The organism is Marinifilum fragile JCM 15579, assembly GCF_001310955.1.
GTDB classification, from domain to species: Bacteria; Bacteroidota; Bacteroidia; order Bacteroidales; family Marinifilaceae; genus Marinifilum; species Marinifilum fragile.
Map to the genome: position 1 here is coordinate 295,300 of NZ_BAZX01000003.1, position 22,216 is coordinate 317,515.

Annotated in this window: 22 protein-coding genes; 10 read left to right on the forward strand and 12 right to left on the reverse strand. The window is 36.6% G+C overall.

Features of this window, described 5'->3' with window-relative positions; all coding sequences use genetic code 11:
- Window positions 1–30 precede the first annotated feature (30 nt).
- The 4 genes from JCM15579_RS04525 (at window position 31) to JCM15579_RS04540 (ending at window position 4,939) form a co-directional block, all read left to right on the forward strand.
- Window positions 31–516, forward strand: coding sequence for a tetratricopeptide repeat protein (locus JCM15579_RS04525; RefSeq protein ID WP_054716330.1), 486 nt, complete (start codon window positions 31–33; stop codon window positions 514–516).
- A gap of 83 nt (window positions 517–599) precedes the next feature.
- Window positions 600–1,967 carry an OmpA family protein gene (locus JCM15579_RS04530; protein ID WP_157471334.1) on the forward strand — a complete coding sequence of 456 codons (1,368 nt, stop codon included), beginning with the start codon at window positions 600–602 and terminating at the stop codon, window positions 1,965–1,967.
- Window positions 1,968–2,656: 689 nt separating this feature from the next.
- Window positions 2,657–3,799 (forward strand): DUF2971 domain-containing protein, encoded by a 1,143-nt coding sequence (locus JCM15579_RS04535; protein ID WP_054716335.1) that lies wholly within the window; start codon window positions 2,657–2,659, stop codon window positions 3,797–3,799.
- Between the two features lie 15 nt (window positions 3,800–3,814).
- Window positions 3,815–4,939: a cysteine desulfurase family protein gene (locus JCM15579_RS04540; protein ID WP_054716338.1), complete on the forward strand. Its 1,125-nt coding sequence runs from the start codon at window positions 3,815–3,817 to the stop codon at window positions 4,937–4,939.
- 380 nt (window positions 4,940–5,319) lie between these two features.
- On the opposite strand, the gene JCM15579_RS04545 is transcribed toward JCM15579_RS04540, so the two are convergent.
- Window positions 5,320–5,853: a hypothetical protein gene (locus tag JCM15579_RS04545; protein ID WP_054716342.1), complete on the reverse strand. Its 534-nt coding sequence runs from the start codon at window positions 5,851–5,853 to the stop codon at window positions 5,320–5,322.
- A 473-nt stretch (window positions 5,854–6,326) separates the two neighbouring features.
- On the opposite strand from JCM15579_RS04545, the gene JCM15579_RS04550 reads away from it, so the two are divergent.
- Window positions 6,327–9,437, forward strand: a complete 3,111-nt coding sequence (locus JCM15579_RS04550; protein ID WP_083464527.1) for a serine hydrolase domain-containing protein — start codon at window positions 6,327–6,329, stop codon at window positions 9,435–9,437.
- On the opposite strand, the gene JCM15579_RS04555 is transcribed toward JCM15579_RS04550, so the two are convergent.
- From JCM15579_RS04555 to JCM15579_RS04565, 3 genes are all read right to left on the reverse strand, one after another.
- Window positions 9,408–9,866: a CYTH domain-containing protein gene (locus JCM15579_RS04555; RefSeq protein WP_054716348.1), complete on the reverse strand. Its 459-nt coding sequence runs from the start codon at window positions 9,864–9,866 to the stop codon at window positions 9,408–9,410. The two genes, JCM15579_RS04550 and JCM15579_RS04555, sit on opposite strands and share 30 nt — an antisense overlap.
- Window positions 9,867–9,971: 105 nt before the next feature.
- Window positions 9,972–10,742, reverse strand: coding sequence for a type III pantothenate kinase (locus tag JCM15579_RS04560; protein WP_054716351.1), 771 nt, complete (start codon window positions 10,740–10,742; stop codon window positions 9,972–9,974).
- A gap of 22 nt (window positions 10,743–10,764) precedes the next feature.
- On the reverse strand, window positions 10,765–11,706 hold the full coding sequence (locus tag JCM15579_RS04565) for an NAD(P)-dependent oxidoreductase (protein ID WP_054716353.1): 942 nt from the start codon (window positions 11,704–11,706) through the stop codon (window positions 10,765–10,767).
- 167 nt (window positions 11,707–11,873) lie between these two features.
- On the opposite strand from JCM15579_RS04565, the gene JCM15579_RS04570 reads away from it, so the two are divergent.
- The 4 genes from JCM15579_RS04570 to JCM15579_RS04585 all read left to right on the forward strand — a co-directional run bounded on the left by JCM15579_RS04570 (window position 11,874) and on the right by JCM15579_RS04585 (window position 15,356).
- Complete coding sequence (locus JCM15579_RS04570) at window positions 11,874–13,031, forward strand: ATP-grasp domain-containing protein (protein ID WP_054716356.1); 1,158 nt, start codon at window positions 11,874–11,876, stop codon at window positions 13,029–13,031.
- Between the two features lie 5 nt (window positions 13,032–13,036).
- Window positions 13,037–13,561 (forward strand): GNAT family N-acetyltransferase, encoded by a 525-nt coding sequence (locus JCM15579_RS04575; protein ID WP_054716359.1) that lies wholly within the window; start codon window positions 13,037–13,039, stop codon window positions 13,559–13,561.
- Window positions 13,562–13,820: 259 nt separating this feature from the next.
- The gene (locus tag JCM15579_RS04580) at window positions 13,821–14,594 is read left to right on the forward strand and encodes a class I SAM-dependent methyltransferase (protein ID WP_054716362.1); all 774 of its coding nucleotides are present in this window, start codon (window positions 13,821–13,823) and stop codon (window positions 14,592–14,594) included.
- Window positions 14,595–14,741: 147 nt separating this feature from the next.
- Entirely contained in the window at window positions 14,742–15,356 is a 615-nt protein-coding gene (locus JCM15579_RS04585; RefSeq protein WP_054716365.1) for a class I SAM-dependent methyltransferase, read from the forward strand.
- Window positions 15,357–15,375: 19 nt separating this feature from the next.
- Here the strand turns inward: JCM15579_RS04585 and JCM15579_RS04590 are convergent, their stop codons facing one another.
- The 6 genes from JCM15579_RS04590 to JCM15579_RS04615 form a co-directional block, all read right to left on the reverse strand.
- A complete protein-coding gene (locus JCM15579_RS04590) occupies window positions 15,376–16,407 on the reverse strand; it encodes a serine hydrolase domain-containing protein (RefSeq protein ID WP_054716367.1) in 1,032 nt (343 codons plus the stop codon).
- A 151-nt stretch (window positions 16,408–16,558) separates the two neighbouring features.
- A complete protein-coding gene (locus JCM15579_RS04595; protein ID WP_054716370.1) occupies window positions 16,559–17,149 on the reverse strand; it encodes an HD domain-containing protein in 591 nt (196 codons plus the stop codon).
- Between the two features lie 30 nt (window positions 17,150–17,179).
- Window positions 17,180–17,581, reverse strand: a complete 402-nt coding sequence (locus JCM15579_RS04600) for a GFA family protein (RefSeq protein ID WP_054716373.1) — start codon at window positions 17,579–17,581, stop codon at window positions 17,180–17,182.
- 310 nt (window positions 17,582–17,891) lie between these two features.
- A complete protein-coding gene (locus JCM15579_RS04605) occupies window positions 17,892–18,230 on the reverse strand; it encodes a LytR/AlgR family response regulator transcription factor (protein WP_054716376.1) in 339 nt (112 codons plus the stop codon).
- A gap of 85 nt (window positions 18,231–18,315) precedes the next feature.
- On the reverse strand, window positions 18,316–18,591 hold the full coding sequence (locus JCM15579_RS04610) for a LytR/AlgR family response regulator transcription factor (RefSeq protein ID WP_054716379.1): 276 nt from the start codon (window positions 18,589–18,591) through the stop codon (window positions 18,316–18,318).
- Complete coding sequence (locus JCM15579_RS04615) at window positions 18,591–19,577, reverse strand: sensor histidine kinase (RefSeq protein ID WP_172677361.1); 987 nt, start codon at window positions 19,575–19,577, stop codon at window positions 18,591–18,593. The genes JCM15579_RS04610 and JCM15579_RS04615 overlap by 1 nt, the downstream gene beginning before the upstream one ends.
- A gap of 296 nt (window positions 19,578–19,873) precedes the next feature.
- Between JCM15579_RS04615 and JCM15579_RS04620 the strand changes: the two genes are divergently transcribed.
- A complete protein-coding gene (locus JCM15579_RS04620; protein ID WP_054716385.1) occupies window positions 19,874–20,275 on the forward strand; it encodes a MotA/TolQ/ExbB proton channel family protein in 402 nt (133 codons plus the stop codon).
- A gap of 153 nt (window positions 20,276–20,428) precedes the next feature.
- Here the strand turns inward: JCM15579_RS04620 and JCM15579_RS04625 are convergent, their stop codons facing one another.
- Both JCM15579_RS04625 and JCM15579_RS04630 read right to left on the reverse strand, forming a co-directional pair.
- Window positions 20,429–21,256, reverse strand: coding sequence for a sulfurtransferase (locus JCM15579_RS04625; protein WP_054716388.1), 828 nt, complete (start codon window positions 21,254–21,256; stop codon window positions 20,429–20,431).
- 157 nt (window positions 21,257–21,413) lie between these two features.
- Window positions 21,414–22,004 carry a peptidase associated/transthyretin-like domain-containing protein gene (locus JCM15579_RS04630; RefSeq protein WP_054716391.1) on the reverse strand — a complete coding sequence of 197 codons (591 nt, stop codon included), beginning with the start codon at window positions 22,002–22,004 and terminating at the stop codon, window positions 21,414–21,416.
- Window positions 22,005–22,216 lie beyond the last annotated feature (212 nt).

The following is a 22,216-nucleotide window of genomic DNA, read 5'->3' on the forward strand; positions in this document are numbered from 1 at the left end:
GAGCGTGGGGTAAAACAAACTTATAGAAAGATGAAAAAGAGCACAATATTTTTTCTGGTGATTTTGATGGTGAATGTTTCTTTTGCGCAGAAGAAATATAGTATCAAATCGCGCAGGGCCATACACTTTTACGAAGAAGCCGGGCAGTATTATCGAAACAGGGACAATCAGAAAACTTTGGAAAGTTTAAGCAAAGCCTTGGAGGTGAACGACAAATTTATTGAGGCTTACCTTTTTCAGGCAGATGTATATTATACCCTACAGAATCGTGAGGCTGAAATTGAAGCCTATCAGAAAGCAATAGAAATTGATGGCTCTTATTTTCCACGTGTACATCTTAATTTGGGAAATGCTTATTTAAAACAAGGGAAATATCAGGAAGCCAAAAGCAAATTTGAAGATTTTCTATGCTTCTCAAAAATCTCATCTCGAAATAAGGCAAAGGCGCAAAAACTGATTAAGAATTGTGATTTTGCGATGAATATGATTGCGAATCCAGTAGATTTTAAGCCATAAACATTGGGGATGCGATCAATACCAAGTATGATGAATACTGGCCCAGCTTAACTGCCGATGAGGAAGTTTTGGTGTTTACCCGATTGAGTCTGGCCGAAAAATCTACGGAAGTAAAATTGGAGCTGCAAGAGGATTTCTGGATATCTACAAAAGAGAACGAGGTTTGGAGACCGGCCAAAGGTTTATCGGAAATCATTAATACCACAAGCAACGAAGGAGCTCAATCCATAACTGCCGATGGGCAATACATGTATTTCACCGCTTGTGGCAGAAAGGATGGATTAGGCAGATGCGATCTTTACTATTCGGTTCGTGAGGGAGACAATTGGTCGCAGCCCAGGAATTTAGGACCTACCATAAATTCGGCAGCTTGGGAGGCACAACCAAGCATTTCGGCCGATGGAAGAGTGCTTTATTTTGTGAGTAATCGCAAAAGCGGTAAGGGCAAAATGGACATTTGGCGATCGGAGCTGATGGAAAACTTAGCCGATGGCAGACAAAGGTGGTCGAAACCTGTAAATATGGATTTCAATACGGCAAACAATGAGATGTCACCTTTTATTCATGCCAGCAATCAGTATTTGGTGATTGCCTCGGATGGACTACCGGGTATGGGATCTTACGATTTGTATAAACTAACACTTCAGGAAGATGGGAAGTGGTCGGAGCCAGAGAACCTGGGATATCCGATTAATACATATGGCGAGGAATTGGGATTGGTAATCAATGCAAAAAGCGATAAGGCCTACTTTGCATCCAACAGGATAGAGGGAAAAGGAAAGGATATTTTTGTGTTCGATTTGCCCAAGGAACATCAACCCCCAATGGTTTCGTGGCTGAAAGGGAAGATTTACGATGTGGATACAAAGGAAAACCTGTATGCCTTTTTGCAATTGATCGATTTGAGTTCGAAAGATACGCTTGCCCGAATTCACTCGGATCGGGTAAATGGGAAATACCTGCTGTGCTTGCCTGCAGGAAAAGAGTATTTGTTTGCCGCCGAAAGTGAGGGATATTTGTATTATTCAGATCATTTTTCACTCTTGGAGAATCAGGAAAAGAATCAGCCGCAAGAATTGAATATTGGTCTTCAAAAACTGGTTACAGGTAGTGAAATTGTACTACGCAATGTGTTTTTCGATACCGATTCATGGGAAATTCTGCCAAAATCAGAGAGCGAATTGTCAATCCTATTCAAGTTGATGAATCAGAACCAGGACTTGATTGTTGAGATCTCGGGCCATACCGACAACACAGGATCCGAAGAACACAATTTGAGCTTATCGGAAAACAGGGCAAAGGCTGTGTGCGATTACCTGATTGCCAAAGGAATTGAAAAGGAACGCTTGCTGTACAAAGGATTTGGATCGAGCAAGGCAATAGCCGACAACAATACCGAAGAGGGCAAGGCCTTGAACCGACGAACTGAATTTAGGGTGGTGAAGTATTGATGTTGACTTTTGCGGGTTAACCACGAAGGGCACAAAGGTGTTTCACAAAGAACACAAAGGATGAACCTGAAAGGCTCAAAGCAATAGCAAAGGGCATCGCCCTTTTGAGTTTGTTTGTTATATAAGCCTGCATGGGCCTAAGCTAGAAAATGCATTCCGATAGAATTTGAGACAGTATCACTCTCGACAAAATGTAAAGGCAGTTTTGATGCAAAAAAATGTTCTCGACAATGTGCAATGCAAATTCGCCACAAAAAAGATCTCTCGACGATTTGTAAAGCCAATTTTGGGACAAAAATTAACTCTCGATAAAATGTAAAGGCAGTTTTGGCACAAAAAAATGCTCTCGTCAATGTGCAATAGCGAATTCGCCACAAAAAAGATCTCTCGTCAGTGTGCAAAGCCAATTTTTAGACAAAAATGAACTCTCGTCAATTGGTAATGTAAAATCTATATCATAGATCTAGATCGGTAGTAGATGCTATAATTGAGTGTAAAATATTAAGGGGAATGTTTCTCTTGTGGAGGATTGTTTTGTAAATTCACAGGCAGAAACATAATATGTGTATAATACCTATCAATATTAGTTAGATAAACATACGCTTTTGAATAGATATAATAGAAATAAATACAATCGAGTTTTTTTCTACGTTGTGACTAATACAAATTGAATACTAATTTTTTGAAAAATGTTTAAATATTCACCAATAAACTCATACTCTCTTAGAAACCTTCAGAAGAATCAGATATTTTTCAATAATCCTTTAAATTTCAATGATCCTTTTGATACTTTTCATCCTGCCAAAATAAAAGGATTAAGTGACCAGAAATTCGTAGATCTTTATTGTGATTATAGTAAACGTGAATTTGATAAAAAGGCTTTATTGGGCATAATAAATAAGAATATATCAAAACAGGATTTCTATAATTTTTGTGAAGAACATATAGATTACATTTTTGATTTCAATGACGAAAGCGGGAATCAAATTTTTAAAAACAAAAGCGATTTTTTAGAACAACTCAGCAATATTGAAGAATTGAATTCTAACTTCGTTGAAAATATTGGTAGTTTTTTTTCTGCAATAAAATTAAAAATTCAAGAATCAATTCTGCAAACACTTCAAAATATTAGGCAAGAGTCTTTTTCAAAGATTGGAGTGTGTTGTTTTTCCAAAAACAACTCTAATTTATTAATGTGGTCACATTATGCGGATAACCATCAAGGATTTTGTCTTGAATTTGATTCAAATATAAAGCCATTTTCCAAAACTTTTGAAGTTACTTATGAATCTGAAATTCCTGACATTAATTTAGACTTATTATACAACGAGAAAGATGAATTAGATTTTATAGAGAAGCTTCTCTCATTCAAGTCTATTGATTGGAAATATGAAGAAGAATTAAGGATTTTTCATAAAGAATCAAATAAGAGTTACTTCTATCCTGCTCATTCGTTAAAAGCCATTTATTTTGGAATTAGAGCAAATCAAAGCGATATTGAAATAATTTGTTCGATTATTAAATCTCAAAATCCAAGTGTCAAGTTTTATAGGATGAAAAAGCAAGAAGTTACTTTTGGAGTTATACCAGAAGAATTCTTTTATAGTACAGCAATGGAAGTGCAATCAAGTTTATTGCTTATTATTTCTGAAATATTCAAGGATAATGAATTTACAGTTAATCAGTTGTTGAATAGAATAACGAATAATATTACAGAGAATCAATTGATTGCTCACTTAGAAGATTTATCAACCAAAAATATGCTGAATAAGAATGATGGAAAATATTTGTTAAAAGTAAAAAACACTAACCGTAACAAAACACCTCAATAAAAAATCACAACAAAAATGATATATCTAGACTATAACGCCACCACACCGGTAGCAAAAGAGGTTGCAGAAGCCATGCAGCCTTATTTATTTGAATATTTTGGAAATCCATCAAGTTCACATTGGTATGGACAGCAAACCAAGAAGGCAGTGGAGCAGGCTCGTGAGCATATGGCGAAACTGTTGAACTGCAAGTGTGAGGAGATTGTGTTTACCAGTGGAGGGAGCGAATCGAACAATTATGCATTAAAGGGATATGCTTTCCAGAACAAGGATAGGGGCAGACATATTATCACCACGAAGATTGAGCATCCTGCCATTATTGAGGTTTGTAAATACTTGGAGCAGGAGGGATTCGAGGTAAGCTATTTGCCTGTTGACGAAACAGGAAGGATAAGACTTAAGGATGTGGAAGAAGCCATTCGTCCTGATACAATTTTGATATCGGTGATGTATGCCAATAACGAGGTGGGAACTTTGCAGCCACTGAAAGAGATATCCGCTCTGGCGAAAAAGCACAATATTGCAGTGCATAGCGATTGTGCCCAGGCGGTTGGAAAAGTACCCGTGAATGTGAAAGAATTAGGCCTTGACTTGCTGACTGTAGCAGGACATAAATTCTATGGTCCCAAAGGGATTGGAGCTTTGTATGTTCGTGAAGGTGTGGAGCTGCAAAAGCTAATTCATGGTGCCGATCATGAAATGAACCGCAGAGCTGGAACGGAGAATATTCTGGAAGTTGTAGGTTTGGGCAAAGCAGCCGAATTGGCAATGATCGATCCGGAAAGCAGAATGGAAAGAGAGAGAAATTTAATTTGCCTATTGCGAGAAGGTTTGGAAGCGTTAGGGGACTGCAGAATCAATGGAAATCCTGAATTCTCTTTGCCAAATACCTTGAGTATTTCCTTTAAGGATCTGAGAGCAGCAGATATTCTTGCCAATATGCCAAATATTGCGGCTTCAGCAGGAGCTGCCTGTCATTCCGATGCAGTAAAAATTTCAGCAACACTTGATGCCATGAATGTTCCATTCGAATATGCCATGGGAACTCTGCGCTTATCGGTTGGGAAATATACCAGTGAAGAGGAAATTATTAGTGCGATTGAGGAGATCAAGGAAGCTGTTAAATTATTAAGGGAATAATTTAGGAATGTCTTTTTTGTTAGACTGCTCAAGCCGCAGGGCTCATCCTTTTTATTCATCAAATGATTTTTTAAAAAGGAATTCATGAGCTCCCTTCGGTCGGTTCCATTGATGAAAAAGGATGCAAAAAATCTAGGGCGAGTAAGCTCAAACTACTTATACTTGAAAAATTTAAGTGCGGCGGGGTGATCTCCGAACAAGTTCTCAGCTTCCCCGTCTTTCTAAAATTTTTCTGCGTCTAACCAGCTTGACCTTCCAATGCCCGAAAAGAGAGCTGTACTTTTTTGGGAAATAATGATTGAGAAAGTATAAAATACGAAGAACGCAAAGATGAATTATTCACCTTTGCGTTTTTCTTTATATGTTTTTGCGTGAAACTTCTAATTCATAAAAGCCAAAGCTGAATCCATCAGCTCATTCATTTTCGAAATGGTATTTTGTTTTACCATTGAATTCAGATAACGCTCTTTTCCTGATTTCTTATAAAGCTTCTCTTTGGAGAACCAATCAGAAGGATAGGAGATTATAGAAGCCGTTCCCTGTTTTCCATATACAGGCAAGGAAACGTAGTACACATCTTTAATTTCAATTTGCAGCTGATTGTTTTGTTCTTTCAAGCTTAGAGTGTAGTACATCCTGGTTTGAAAAGTTGATGGAGTCTGGCTCAAATAAATTAAACTATTTCCTTTAAGTCTGGCTTCCCCGGATTTTTCGTTGATCATTTCCAACTCAACAGCTTCGGTTGAAATAACCCAATTCTTAAGATGATTATAATTGTCAGGAGATACTTGAACAGTTGCAGTCAACTTTAGTGCTGTTTGATCATCTATGCTAAGTTCTTTTTCCGCATGATTTTGAGCAATAGAAATGATTACTGTGGAAAGCAAAATGAAGGTGCAGAATATCTTTTTCATGGTGATTGTTTTTTAGGGGTTAATTACTTACAATGGCTAGTCTTAAAGTAGTTATTTTGAAAGACAAATCAAATAGTTACCACCAGATAAAGCTTATTCCTACTTGATTCTTCTTGATTTATAGCTTAATAGCCTTTGTGAGGCGAGATTAATATTATGCTCAATTTATCAAACTTGGCAAACTTGACACTTGTTTTTTAGCGTTGAGTAAAATAAATTTACTTCTGAATCAGGGATAAAACATCCCGATTTTAGTTTCGCATATTTCACTTGGTTCGATCCTAGATTCAAGTTTTTAATATGATTTTAGTTGTAAGTAATTGAGAAGGGGCGGTGCCCCTTTTTTATTGGCCCTCTTTTTGCATTCAAAAAATTTACAAATTCATTTTTTTTAGTGATCAATCATTCTCTTTATTCATGGGGGTTTTATAATTTTGTTATACCCCGTTGTGAATTGATTTAACGAATTTTCTATGCTTTATATATTTTCTCCGAAAAGGATATTAATACTACTTTTTTTCTATTTGCTTGCTTTTTCTTTAGCGGCTCAAAACTATGTGCAGGATCAGTATCTGTTGGTCGATCAATTAAATAGATCTAACCATTGGGCTGATTCCATTTTTTCTACCATGAGTGAGGATGAAAAAATCTCTCAATTGTTCATGATTGCAGCTTATTCTAATAAAAGCAAAAAGGAAATGGAGCGAATTGCCGCAATAGTAGATCAATATCAGATTGGTGGAATTATCTTTTTTCACGGCGAACCAGGCAAGCAAGCCGAATTGAGCAATTGGTATCAAAGCTTATCGAAAGTACCAATGTGGCTTGGCATGGATGCAGAAAATGGCTTGGGGATGAGGTTGAAAGAAACCATTAGTTATCCTCGACAGCTCATGTTAGGTGCGGTTCAGGATAATGAGTTGATATACCGATTGGGAAAACAAATTGGTAAGGAATGCAAGCGATTGGGTGTACATGTGAATTTTGCACCAGTGATGGATGTGAATAATAACCCTGCCAATCCTGTTATTAACAGCAGATCTTTTGGTGAAGACCGATACAATGTGGCCAACAAATCCTATGCCTTTGCCAATGGAATGCAGAGTTCTGGTGTAATTGCGGTTGGAAAACACTTTCCTGGGCATGGCGATACGGATACTGATTCTCATGTTGATCTTCCAATTTTGAATCACAATCGTGCGAGATTGGATTCCATTGAACTTTATCCCTTTAAAAAAGTGATTGCCCAGGGATTGGGAGGCATAATGATTTCTCATTTGAATGTTCCTGCTTTGGATCCAAATCAGAAGGTGGCAACTTTATCGCGACCTATTGTTTCCGATTTGCTTAAGGATGAGTTGGGGTTTAAAGGTTTGGTGTTTACCGATGCCTTAAACATGCAGGGAGTTCGCAAATACTACGACAAAGGAAAAGTTGATGTTAAAGCTTTAACGGCTGGGAATGATGTTTTGCTTTTTACTGAGGATGTGGAAATTTCTTTAAAGGAAATTAAAGCTGCAATTGAAAAAGGTGAGCTAAGCAGGGATGAAATCAATGAGAAATGTAAGAAAATTCTGAAGGCCAAGTATTGGCTTGGACTTAACAATTATAAGCCAGTTGACACGGAAAGACTTTGGTCTGGCCTGAATACACAGGAGGGATTTATATTGCGCAGGCAACTGGCAGAACAATCCATCACACTGCTGAAGAATGATAGAAACCTATTGCCATTGAAACGTTTGGATACCTTGAAGGTAGCCTCTATTGCCATGGGAGCTTCTATTCGGAATAGATATCAGGAGTATTTGGGAAGATATACCGATATTGATTTTTACCAGATTGAAAAGGATGCTTCGAAAGAGCATTTCGAGATTTTAAAGGAGAAACTCGACAAATACAACCTGTTAATCGTAAGTATGCACGATACGGATCAACGTCCATCCAAAAACTTTGGAATTACAGATCAAACAGTGCAATTGTTGTCAGAAATATCTGCCAATAAAAAAGTTGTTTTTGATCTATTTGGCAATCCCTATGCTTTGGATCGATATCGAAATTTAAATGATTTGGATGCCATTTTGGTTTCCTATCAGGATAGCAAAGAGGCGCAAATGGCTTCTGCCCAAATTGTTTTTGGAGGATTGGCTGCAAAAGGAAAACTTCCGGTAACGGTAAATGATGATTTTAGGGTAGGTGCTGGAGTTGAAACCATTCACAATCGCTTAGGATATTCATTGCCTGAGCAGGTGGGATTGAGTACCTTAAAACTGAATGTAATTGATTCAATTGCAGAGGATGCCATCAAACAAAAAGCAACTCCCGGATGCCAGATTCTGATTGCCCGATCAGGGAAAGTAGTATTCAATAAATCATATGGATATCATACTTACGCAAGGAAAAGACCTGTTCGAAACCCTGATATTTACGATTTGGCTTCCCTAACCAAAATTACGGCAACTTTGCCCGTGTTAATGCAAATGACTGATGAAGGCTGGATTGATGTTGATGCCAATATTGGCAAATACTATTCAAAGGCTAAGGAATCAAACAAAGACAGCCTGATTTTAAGAAAGATACTTGCACACGAAGCTCGTTTGTTAAGCTGGAAACCGTTTCATTGGGAAGCTGTTGATTCTGCAAGTTTTAAGGATAATCTCTTTAGCAGAACCTATTCCAGGAGATACAGTTTAAAACTTGGAAAGAACCTATACATTGATAGAAATTATAAATTCAAGAAAGGAATTTTATCCAAGGTAAAGTCGGAAACTTACCCGATTGAAGTAGCCAAAAATCTCTATATCAATAAGAATTACAAGGATACCATACTGCAAGGAATTTTAGATTCGGATTATCGCGAGAAGAATGGTTACAAGTACAGTGATTTGGGATTTATCCTGATGGGAGAAATGATACAGGAAAGATCAGGAGAGCCTGTAGATAGTTATGCAAGTCGTCATTTCTATCGCCAATTGGGAGCGGGAACTTTGGGTTATCACCCTCAAAGAAGATTTAGCTTAAATCGAATTGTACCAACTCAAAAAGATGATTTCTTTAGAAAGCAATGGATAAAAGGATATGTGCACGATCCTACATCCGCAATGCTTGGAGGTGTGGCAGGTCATGCCGGCATGTTTGGCAATGCCAGCGATTTGGCCAAACTGGCTCAAATGTATTTGCAAAAGGGAGAATATGGCAGCGAAATGTACATTGGATCGGAAACCATCGAGAAATTTACTTCGCGAGCCTATCCTGATGGAGAAAACAGAAGGGGAATAGGCTTTGATAAACCATTTTTAGATCCTACCGATGAAAATGGACCAACCAGTAATTTGGCTTCATTGTCAAGTTATGGGCATACAGGTTTTACGGGAACCATGATTTGGATTGATCCGGATTATGATTTGGTATACATCTTTTTATCGAACCGAATTTGCCCTGATGAAACTAATGTGAAATTGATGGAAATGGACGTCAGAACCAAAATACAGGAGTGCATCTACAAGGCCGTAAGACCGGAAATTACTCCTGCAAGACAGTTTTCTAACTTGTTGGTTTCACCACTTGATGAAAGGATTTTCAATTAAAGAAACATTCAAATATTTCGGATCATTGGTCACTTCCTGATCAATCCATTCAGGAAGTTTGATTTGCTCTTCGGAAGATGCCAGTTCAACTTCAGCAACAATTAAGCCCTGGTTGTCGCCATGGAATACATCTACTTCCCAGGTGTGTTGATTCATAGGAATCAGGTATCGGGTTTTCTCTATTTTGGCATCACACAAATCAAGCAGTTCCTGAGCATCTGCCAAAGGAATCTCATACTCAAATTCGCTTCTTTTTAAGATGTCATTTCCCGATTTTATCGTAAGAAAAGCTTTTTCGCCAGCAATTCTAATGCGTAAACTCTTCTGCGGATCGCTCCAGATGTACCCTTGAATCAACTTTTTTCCATCATTGGGAAGAGGGAGCAAATCATGATTTACCAGGAATTTTCTTTCTATTTCTATTGCCATGTTATACTTTTATCAGTTATCAGTGAGCAATTACCAGTAAACAATTATCAGTTGAAAAATCGCAATTTGTAGATTTGCTAACTGTTTACTGATCACTTTTCATTGTTATTGCTTATAAAATTGATTTCCGATTATTTTTAAGCCATCAAGAGTCAAATCAGGTTCATGGTGATCAAAACAATCAATAACCGGAAGCATAACTTTCGATAGACCACCAGTTGCAATCACCCTTGTTTCACCTTCTAATTCTGATTTAATTTCCTTCAAAAGATATTCAACCAAACCTTTATACCCCATTACAATTCCTGCTTGCAGTGCATGTGTGGTATTTTTACCAATACAGGATGGAGGAACTGCAATGTCAACATTGGGAAGCTTTGCAGTATTCTGAGATAGGGATGCCATTGCGGTTTTTAAACCAGGAGCAATGCTCACGCCAAGTAGGTTGCCATCAGCTTTTATAGCAGTAAAAGTAAGTGCTGTACCAAAATCAACAACAATACAATTGCCTTTGTATTTGTTGTGAGCTGCAACTGCATTTGCCACCAAATCGGTTCCTATCTCATAAGGATTTTTGATTCCGATATTTAATTTCGGATATAGTTCGGGTCCAATCACCAAAGGTTCTTTTCCGAATAGTTTTTTGATCATTTCCCGAATGGGCAGAATTAGTGAAGGAACCACACTACTCATTACAATCTTATCAACCTGTTCGAGTTTAATGTTTCGGCTGGAAAGTAATGTTCTGTATATAACCTCGTACTCATCTGCAGTTTTGTTGGCAACCGTATGAATCCTAAATTGTTCAGTCCATTGGTTGTTGTCTGACAAACCACAAACCACATTGGAGTTTCCTATGTCAATGGCTAATAACATCTGTTTGTAAATGATTTTAATTCTAATTTACTCTGTTTTTTTCTTTTCCATCAATTAAAAAGGAAATGATATTTTCGCTGGCCTCTTTGCCCATTGCTATTCGTGCATCAATGCTTGCGGTACCAATATGCGGAACTACAACTACATTATCCATTTGTAATAGTTCCGGATGAATTTTCGGTTCGTTTTCAAACACATCCAAAGCAGCACCCGCTATTGTGTTCTTTTTTAGTGCATCAACAAGCTCCTGTTCGTTCACCACTGGTCCTCGTGCCGTATTAATGAGCAATGCAGTATCTTTCATTAGCTCCAACTCCTTCTCCTCAATTAGGTGATGTGTTTCATCGGTTAACGGGCAATTCAAGGAAACCACATCCGACTGTTCCAGTAAATCGTTAAAACTAAGGTATTGATATGCTGAATTGTCTATTTTGTTGCGATTGTAATACACTACTCTCATACCAAAAGCTTCTGCTTTTTTGGCAACGGATTTTCCAATCTTACCCATCCCAACAATACCAAGAGTTTTACCATGCAATCCGGTTCCCAGGTTTTTCATGACTCCCCATTCAAAATCGGGATTGGTTTTTAGTCCATGATGACACTTTGCAATACCTCTGGAAAGTGACAAGATCAATGCCAGGCAAAGTTCTGCTGTTGGCTCGCAGACGGCTTCTGGCGTGTTACAAACCACAATTCCATTTTTACTGGCCGTTTTGATATCGATATTATTAAATCCTACTCCGTAATTGCTGATTATTTTCAATTGCTTGCCAGCTTCAATTACCTCTTTGGGAATTTCTTTGTTGAATATCGACAAGAGTGCGACACAGCCTGGGATTCTTTCAATTAACTCTTCGGTTGAAAATAATTCTTTACCAGGATATATCAAATCAAAATCTTTTTCGAGCTCCAAAAGTCCTTGAGGAGGAATAGAATAGGCGATGAGGATTTTGTCTTTCACAATGTAATTTTTAGTGATAATTTCAATTTTGAAATTTAAGCAATCATTATTAATAAGCTGTATTGGATGCTAAAAATTCTGGAAATTAAGTGGCAAATTTAAAAATTGATGCTTTCTTCGTAGCTTTGTGATATTATCATATCTACAAAACAAACACTACACGCCAAATGATATTATTGGATAAACCTTACGTTTCCAAGTTTTTAAAGGAAACAATAGTAAAATATGATTTTCCTGCCTTAGATACTGGAAACATCACAGAACATGGAGAACTAAGTTTGATAAGCCCTGAAGAAATTATTAAAAATTTTCAGAATGATTCCAATAGCAGGTTGTATACCAATTCTGAAAATTCAATCAACTGGGTGGTGAAGAATTTGGGTTTTACAAAATTGCCGGAATACATTAATGTTTTCAAGAATAAGGTTGAGTTTCGCAAGCTGATTCAGAAAATGTATCCCAACTTTTTCTTTCGAGAAGTGGGTTTGAAAGAGTTGGATGAGATCAAACTGGAAGAATTGCCAATGCCATTTATTATTAAGCCTGCTGTTGGTTTCTTAAGTTTAGGAGTTCACAAGGTGTTGAATCAGGAAGACTGGGTACGAGTAAAACAATTGATCAAAGATGAGTTTACCGAAGCTCAAAGCCTTTTTCCAATCGAGGTGGTAAATGCTTCTAGTTTTCTGATTGAAGAAATTATTGAAGGGGAAGAGTTTGCTTTTGATGCCTATTTCGATGAAGTGGGAGAGGCTACCGTATTAGGGATTTCGAAGCATTTGTTTTCTTCAGATACCGATGTAAGCGACAGGGTTTATTATACATCCAAAGAAACCATTAAGCAATACCTTGAGCCATTTACCCAATTTGTTCAGCAGCTTGGAAAAGAAGCCAATCTGAAAAACTTCCCGGTGCATGTTGAGGTACGTGTAGATAAGCAAGGAATATTGATTCCGATTGAAGTAAATCCAATGCGATTTGGAGGCTGGTGTACAACGGCAGACTTAACCTATTTTGCTAGTAAACTGAATCCATATTACTGTTTCCTTAAAAATATCAAACCAGATTGGAATCAAGTACTGGAGGAGATGGATGATGAAATTTACTCCCTGATCATTTTGGACAATTCAACAGGAATTCCTTCGAAAGAGATTGCGAAATTCGATTATGATGCCTTGTTGACCAAATTTGTTCAACCATTGGAACTGAGAAAAGTTGATTATAAAATGTATTCTATATTTGGAATGCTATACACCAAAACTCCTAAGAATCAATTTTCGGAAATTGAGGAAATTCTAACTTCGGATTTAAAGGAGTTTGTTCAATAAAATTGATGATTGAAAAGATTCATATACATGAAGCCAAATTTGAAGATGCCAGCAAAGTTACAATGCTAAAGCTTCAGGTTTGGCTTCATACTTATGCTACCGATGGTATTGAAAGAGAATATGCCGATTACCTTGTAGCTGAAATTACTCAGAAAAAGACAGAGCATATCATTCAAAATCCTGACAAGAAAATTTTTTTGCTAGAAAAAGAGGGAGGAACAATTGGTTGTTACCAATTGGATTTTGATACCCTATGTCCGAATCCAGAAATTAATGCACCCGAATTATCCGTTTTGTACCTTTCACAACATTTTCAAGGAAAGGGATTGGGCAAATTTATGCTTAAACATGCCGAAGAGGAAACCTTAAAATCGGGTTCTGATGCCATTTGGCTAACGGCTTATTACGAAAATAAACAAGCCATTACTTTCTATCAGCATCAAAATTATGAGAAGAAAGGCAAATGTTATTTCGAAATGGGCGATAGCCAATACGAGAATTGGGTGTTCTGGAAGGAGTTGAAAAAATGAATTTATAGTTCAGTTAGTAATTCTCTTACAGATTTTAAAAAATATCTTACCTTTAAATCGAACTAAAACCTGTTGATGTTTAAATTTAAGAAGGATCTGGTATCGTAAATAAGCTCTGATGTTCTGTCAGACTTATCCCTTAGTAAACTCAGACATGTCCATGTCGGAGTTATTTTCATGTCTATACATTATTATTTTATGATCCGACAAAGAAGTAAATTCTTCTTGTCGATGATTCAACAATTAAATTTTAAACATTATGAGTGAAGATATAAAATCAATTCACGAGTTCGATATCGCTTTACTTTGCGAATATTTTTCAAACTTGGAACGCCAAGGGCCTGGAAGTCCCGAGGTTACTTTAAAAGCCTTAAGTTTTGTTGAAAACCTAACACAAGAATCAAAAATTGCAGATATCGGTTGTGGTTCAGGCGGACAAACTATGATATTATCTCAGCATGTAGAAGGGCAAGTAACAGGCGTAGACTTGTTTCCCAGATTTATTGATTTATTCAATAAAAATGCTGCCAGTCTCAAACTTGATGACAGAGTTAAAGGTGTGGTAGGATCAATGGATAATCTTTCTTTTCAGGATGAAGAATTGGATTTGATTTGGTCGGAAGGAGCCATATACAATATCGGATTTGAAAAAGGTCTGCAAGAGTGGAAGAGATTTTTAAAGAGAGGTGCTTATGTTGCTGTTTCTGAGGTGTCATGGTTCACAGATGAGCGCCCGGCAGAGATAGAGGAATTTTGGCAGGATGCCTATCCCGGTATAGATACCATTGCAAATAAAGTAGGACAAATGCAGAAGGCAGGTTATGTTCCTGTTGCTAGTTTTATTCTACCTGAAAATTGCTGGACGGAACATTTTTATGCGCCACAAGTAAAGCTTGATGAAAAATTTCTGAAGGAGAACCAGGGGAATAAGGCCGTTGAAGAATTTATTGCCAATCAACGTCACGAAGCTCAACTGTATTACAAATACAAGGAGTATTACGGTTATGTGTTCTATATTGGGAAGAAAATTTAAATAAAGAATGGGATTGTCCTGATAAAGGGGCAATCCTTCTTCTTGTATTGAAACCTTAACTCATCCTATATCTAAATCCTTCAATTGTATTCCAAATTAGACTTGAATAACATATCCTTTTGCTGATATATTTATAAATTAGCAGGCATGAAAGAATTTTGGGACGAAAGATATAGTCAGGATCAATTTGCTTATGGGGAAGAACCAAATGCATTTGTAAAAGAGAAGCTACCTATGTTCGAAGTGGGGAAGATCTTATTCCCTGCCGAGGGTGAAGGACGCAATTCAGTGTATGCCGCTCAACTGGGTTGGGAAGTATTTGCATTTGATTTTAGTGCTAAGGGAAAAGAAAAGGCCGATGAGTTGGCAAGCTCGAAAAATCTGAAGATTGACTACAGAGTTTGCAGTTTTTTAGAGGAAAGCTACGAAAGAGAGGAGTTCGATGTTATTTGTATGACCTTTGTACATTTCGATCCGAATATTAAAACGGAAATGCACAAACGACTGGACAGCTACTTAAAACCAGGCGGACATATTATTTTCGAAGCATTTAGCAAAGAACATCGCGAGATTAATAAGATAAATCCTGAGGCGGGAGGGCCACAAGATGTAGATATGATGTATTCCATTGAAGAAATTGAACGCGATTTTAGCAATTACGATATCATCGAATTGAAAAAGGAATTGGTACAGCTTAATGAAGGATTCGGCCATGTGGGTGAAAGTTCCGTAATCAGATTTATAGGGAAGAAAAAAGAATAAACGGCTAGCCGAGGGTTTGCTAGTTTTTTTCTTTTCGTAAAATTTTAACGATTCGGTTGTTTATGATTTCTGACAAATTCCACAAGTACAATTTTGAATCTGTGGTGCTGTAAAATTCAATTACTACCGCATCCATCTCTTTGTGATACTTGGCGAAACTCTGGTATCCGGGAACCCAACCCGAATGTTCATACTTGTAAATAGAGGAATAAATTTCTTGTTCCCCTTCATCAAACAACGATCCATCGTTTAATGCCTTTAAGAAAGTACCCACATCTTCAGCTGTGGCCAACATACCATGTTCGTCCGCTTTTAAGTCAAGAGGATGTCCCACATGATAACCACTCATCACATCGTCCAGATTTACTTCTTTTAGCGAAGCAAAGGTATTGTGCAGGTGTAAAGGTTTTAGCACTTCTTCTTTAATGAACAGGAAATTGCTATACCCAAGTACATTGTCCATGATTTTATTTAGGAGCAGGTAGTTTGTATTGCAATATTCGTAGTCTTCACCTGGTTTAAAATTGGCTGGCATATCCAGAATCAATGCAAGACTTTCTTCATAGCTCTGCGTTGGAGCCGCCCAAAAATTCGGAGCATTTGTAAAATTAGGAATGCCACTTCTGTGTTGTATCATTAACCTAAGGCTAATTTTATCCGCATGTTCAATTCTACCTACAAGCTCTGGCAAATAATCAGCTATGGTTTTATCCAGCGACAAACGGCCATCGCTTACCAGTTTGGTAACAGCTACAGCATCATATAGCTTACTGATGCTGGCAATTTTAAATAATGCATGTGGATTTGCAGGAATCTTAACTTCTCTATCGTGCCATCCCGAAGCAAAATACTGAGGTGTTTTGCCTGCCTGATCCACATAAACAATCATGCCATCGAAGCCATGTTCTATGGCTTTATCCAATTGTCCCTGAACCGTATCTGGCAAGGGCAATATCCAAGCCCATACCAATAACCATGGAACAAAGAAGAAGGAAGTGATGGTTCCCACAAACAATACGATTCTGATGATTAGTTGTGTTTTCTTTGTCATACTTTGGTTCTTTGAAGTTGATAATTCCCTCAAATAAAATTTGCCAGTATCTTGATATGGCTTTCTCTCGATACTGAGAAAATCCTCTTGAGAGATTCAATTTTGGAAATGGAACATGATAGAATTGTTCGTCAGCAATAGGCAACTGGATTTATTTCTTTAGAATGCCTTTTTCAACACTATCTTCAAGAAGTTTTTCGGCATAATTCCATAGTTCTGTCGAACCATTTTTGATTGTTTTTTTCTTTTCGTAAACCGTTTGATATTTTACTCCAAATTCTTCCCATGTTCCACCATTATTGGATGTATTCTGTAACAAAGGCTCAAGTCTGTCCATTGATTTGGCAAATTTTGCCTCATTAGAAATGCCATCTTCAAATTCGGTCCAAACTTCGATAAATTCTGCAGCTTGTTTTTCAGGTAGCATTCCAAAAATTCGTTTGGCAGCTTTCAGCTCTTCTTCGGTATTATCGTGATTTTTATTCTGGTCGTATATAAAGGTATCGCCAGCATCTATTTCTACGATATCATGTATCAATACCATTTTTATGACTTTCAACAAATCAATTTTCACATCAGAATATTCGCTTAAAACAATTGCCATCATAGCAAGATGCCAACTGTGTTCAGCATCATTTTCGTTTCGGTCGCTATGAAACAATTTTGTCCTTCTCTGAATGTATTTGATTTTATCAATTTCTTTAATGAACTCGATTTGCTTTAATAAATTCTCTCTTGTCATTTCAATGTTCGTTTTTTCTCTGTTTCTGATTTATTCAGGCAAACGGTCAAATTTAGTTATTTCCTCCAAAGACTCATCCCAGCTTGCTTTATTTGAAATAAAAATATGGCCATCAGGTCGTTTTTCTAATGTAGTATCCAAACAACCTGCAGGGACCACTAAAAGTTTACCCTCCATTTGCAGATTGGGTAAAGCAGAGCCACAATTTGTGCAAAATGCTTTCAAGTGATTGCTTTTGGGTGGTTGAAAAACTTTAATTTCAGTTTCAGTCTTAAGCCATTCTAATGTAGCTGTTGTCGAAAATAAGTTGGCAGCATGAGCAGACCCCGTATCTTTTCTACAATATCTGCAATGACATAAATAAAAACTCTCAAAATCACCGATTATTTTAAATTTAATTCCTTTACACAAACAAGAACCCAAATATTCCATACGATAAGTCTCTGCTTTTATAATTCTGAATTTAGAACAAATGCTTTTTCCAGCATTAAGACCAAAATACTCATATTTTTTAACTTACACTTTCCAATCATTCCTTTTGTAAAATTCAAAATTGGATATAGGTTCTCACTCTCTGTTTAAATAAAATCTTGTTACAGCATAAACTCTCTCTCAAGGTTAAGAAATAGAACGCGATGGAATTGTCCACCAACAGGGGATTTGCAGGTGGGTAAGCACATGGCATTCTTATGCGTTGCTAAAGGCTGGTGTTTGTTAGCTCTTTGGTAAGTTTCGAAAGAACTTATTGTGTTTCAAGATGTCTTAATACTTGCTCTTTGTAATTTCTGCCAATGGTAAATTGTCGGTCACCCAGTTGAATGTATGACGATGTGTAGTGGTCAATTTGGTTGATATTAATAATGAAAGAACGGTGGATACGCATAAACACCCCTGCAGGCAATTCCTTTTCCATGCTGGATAATGATTCGTAGCAGATGAGATTATTGCTTGTCGTTTTAATTTTGATGTAGTTATCCACACCTTCAATATAAAGTATGTTGTCCGTGGCAATATTGTAATTCTTTTTACCAGCCTTAATGTGAATAATTTCTTTTGGCTTGCTTTGTTGTGTTGGTTCCAATGAAAGAAATTTGTTGATTGCCTTTAAAAATCTTCCGGTAGAGATCGGCTTTACAAGGTAATCAAGGGCGTTAAGATCAAAAGCATCAACAGCATATTCCCTGTAAGCAGTGGTAAAGATTACATAGCTGATTGGGTATGGCTTTTAAAAATTCAATGCCGGAAATGGATGGCATATTAATATCTAAAAATAATAGATCAATACCTCCCTGGTTTAAAAGTGGAATTGCTTCAATTGGTTTCGTGTAGGTTTCAACACATTCAATCTGATCACCGAAATTTTCAAGATGTTCCTGTATCACTTTTATGGCCAATGGCTCATCGTCAATAATCAGACAGGTATATTTCTTTTTACCGGGCATTATCGTATAATTTTTAGTGTAAGATCAAAAATGTTATTCTCTGTTGATATTTGTAATTCATATCTCTTTTGATACAAGAGTTCAAGTCTTTCCTGCACATTTTTGAGACCTAAACCTTTACTCTTTTTCGTTTTGTCTGCCGCAAGTGTTGCATCATGCTTATAATTATTAATGCTGAATTGTATTTTGGGAGAACTAACTTCTAATTTCATAGAAATAAAATCCTTGTTGGTTTGTTTTAGTCCGTGCTTGAATGCGTTTTCAACAAAGGGAAACAGAATTAAAGGAGCAATTTTTATCCCTGATACATCCTCAGGAAAATCGGTTGTAACATTAAAACTTTCGTCATGTCTTATTTTTTCAAGCTCAATGTAATTGTTGATGAATTCAATTTCTTTGCTTAATTCTACCTTCTCGGTATTGCATTCGTACAGCATATATTCCAGTAAATCCGATAAACGAACAATTACTTCTCTTGAAAGAGTAAGATTTTCATTTACCAGGGCATAAAGGTTATTCATCATGTTGAAGATAAAATGAGGATGGATTTGCTCTTTAAGAAGTTGTAGTTGTACTTCTTTGAATTTTAATTCGAGCAGGTTCTTTTCCTTCTCAATTATTAATTTTTCTTCTTTCGATTGATAGGATTCTTTTGTAAAATAAAAAACAGAAGACAGCAATGATATTGAATAAGTGCCTGTGAGAATAATAATAACATCTTCGAGAGAAGGCAAAATGGTATTGGGAAGGGCTATGCTGCTATACAATGTAATCAGAAAGAGGGCAATGCTGATCAGCCATAAGGATATGATAAGCAAGAAAAAGAGCAAATACAGAAACCAGCCTCTTTTCCCTTTAAACAAAAACTTAGGAATCAGAATTTTATTGGTTACCCTTGCACTTGCAAAACTTATAATTAAAAGTAAGATGGATAAGTTGGTACGTATTTGAATATCGTATTGCCTGTTACTGAAAACAAAAAACATAAATAAGGAAGCGATTAGCCAATATAAGATTTCCCAAAAAGGAAAGACATTGAGATTTGATTTTATGTTTTTGTAGCTAGCCATAGCTAACAAATATAAAACGAAAATGGATTCGGTATGAAATAACATCCTTATTTTATGCCAACAACACGAAAAGAACCCTGAATAACAAAAATGCAGTTTATTGTTTTAAATTTGTTGTTGAGGATGCCATTTATGTTGTTCCTATAATATGTTTTTAAAGCTTATCATGAATATATACTATTGTTCCATTACTAATTTTAAAATTTTAAATCATGATAATTAAATTCTTTTATGAAGGAGGCCCTGTTTTTATGTCTCTTGTTTACCTGATGTGGATCATTGTAATTAGTCTGGTAGTTCGTTTTATCATTTTGTACCGTGGGACTAAAAACCCTCTAAAACTTAAAAGAACAAACGACGGTATTTTGTTTTTTGGCAGTTTTGCATTCTTGATTGGGATCAGCGGACAAATGATTGGTCTTATGGCTGCTTTTGATTCCATCCAAAGGGCAGGTTATCCTAGTATTGCCCCACAAATAATAGCTGGTGGATTAAAGGTCTCTTTCATCCCCACAGTTTTCGGTATGTTCCTTCTTTTACTATCTGCAATCATTTGGTTTGTGTGCCGAAACTTGAAAGAATATCCGCTACAAAAGATATCCCTGAATCCGTAAAGAAATTTTACAAACACAAATAAAGAGGGAATGCTTATAACATTCCCTTTTGTTTCTTTCGGCTAGGGCAAGAGCCTCTGTGGATAGTCCAATTTTGAAAATGCAACGCGATAGAATCGCGCACCAGCAGGAGGCTATTACTGATACACCTTGTTACACCAGGGTTTTTAAATTGTTCCGTTCAGCCCATTCCGTCCAGGAACCGTCATATACTTTTAAGCTATTAGCATATCCTATTTGGCAAGCCAACATCACAATACAGGCAGAGATTCCCGAACCACAACTGAAAACCAACTCTTTTTCATCTTTGCATTTTTCTTCAAAAAGTTTATTCAACTCACTTTTAGATTTATACTTTCCGTCTTGTAAAACATCTTGATATGGGATGTTAATTGAGTTTTTAATTTTACCGCTTTTTAAATGTTTTCTAGGTTCTTTTCCCGTTCCATTAAATCTGCTTTCCGACCTTGCGTCTACTGTTGTAAACTTTTTATGGATTGTATTGTTTACCATTTGTTCGAAATCAACGATTAATGTTTTGTCAAATTTCACTTCGAAATTGCCAACTCCATAAGTTTTAATGTGCTCTTTTTCGGTTCTAAATCCATGTTTCATCCAATTTGGAAGGCCACCATTCAAAACGGATATTTTTTGGTGTCCCATCACATTAAATAACCACCAAACTCTTGGACTCGAATAAACTCCATTATTGTCGAAAACGACAATTTCCGAATCATTATTAATTCCAAGTTTTCTGCATTCAAGTTCAAATTCCTGTGGTCTTGGTATGGTATTCGGAAAAGGACAAGTTTTATCAAGAAATACATTTTTCAAGTCAAACCGTCTAGCCAATGGAATTGTCTGTTCAAATTTCTCAAACTCTTTTCCGCTCGCATTGGTTTCAATACTTGCGTCAAGAATTATGAGTTGTGGATTGCTTAAGTTTTTATGAAGCCATTCAGCTGATACTATCTTTTTCAATTGTGTTCAAATGTTTTGTAAACGTTTCGCGGGTATGATGCCGTGCCGCCTTTCCGCTGTGCTGTTGTTTATAGTTTATTAGTTCAAATTCTCACTTCTGCATCCAGCCGAGTCGAACTGCGGCATGCGCTATGATCTGTTGTTGTAGCACGTTTTTCTATTTCATTTTTTCGTAATATTCTTTCTTAATGTACCTACCTTTTTTTATTGATGGGTCATAAAGTCTATCTTTTTTGTACGTCCAAGTATCATTTGTAAAATACTCGTAAAATTCATTTACTTCTTCTAATTTGAATACATAGCGAGTTACTTCATGGTCCAATTTGTGTCGAATGGTTTTATATCCGACAAACATAACTATTAAGCTGTCAGCTTTTGTCAATGAGAATCTTGCTTCACCTTGAAGATTTGTTGAAGTACCTGTTACAATTGACGTATCGCTCTTTAAAACGCAATCTGCAAAAGGTAAAGGTTCATTTTCAGGATTAAGAATTTTGATTGTTATAGAATCGGAACTATTGGTTTCTGTTTTGATAATTTCATAGTCTTCAATTCCACTAGGTGAAGGTTGTAGTTCACTATTCAAAATGATCTTTTTTCCTTCTCTTTTCCAAGTTCCAAATGTAGTTCCCCAAACCAAACCTGTTTGCCAATTGTATTCAAATGTCTTGTCTTTTTTCAATTCGATGGATGAACCAACACCGTAAATGCCTTTCCATTGATATTTACCAATTATGTCTTTATTCATCAGTTTTTTAGTCGAAGAACAAGACAATAAAGTCAAAAAGGTTAATATCGTTGTCAAATGTCTCAATTGGTCTTTTTAAATGTGCTACAACGGTAAATTGTAAGAGTAGTGGCAGATTGCGAGCTTCATCCCTGTCAAACCGCTACACAATTTGAGCGGGCTACAAACCTTGATATTTAGCACTTGGCCTGCCATTACTTATACATAATGTG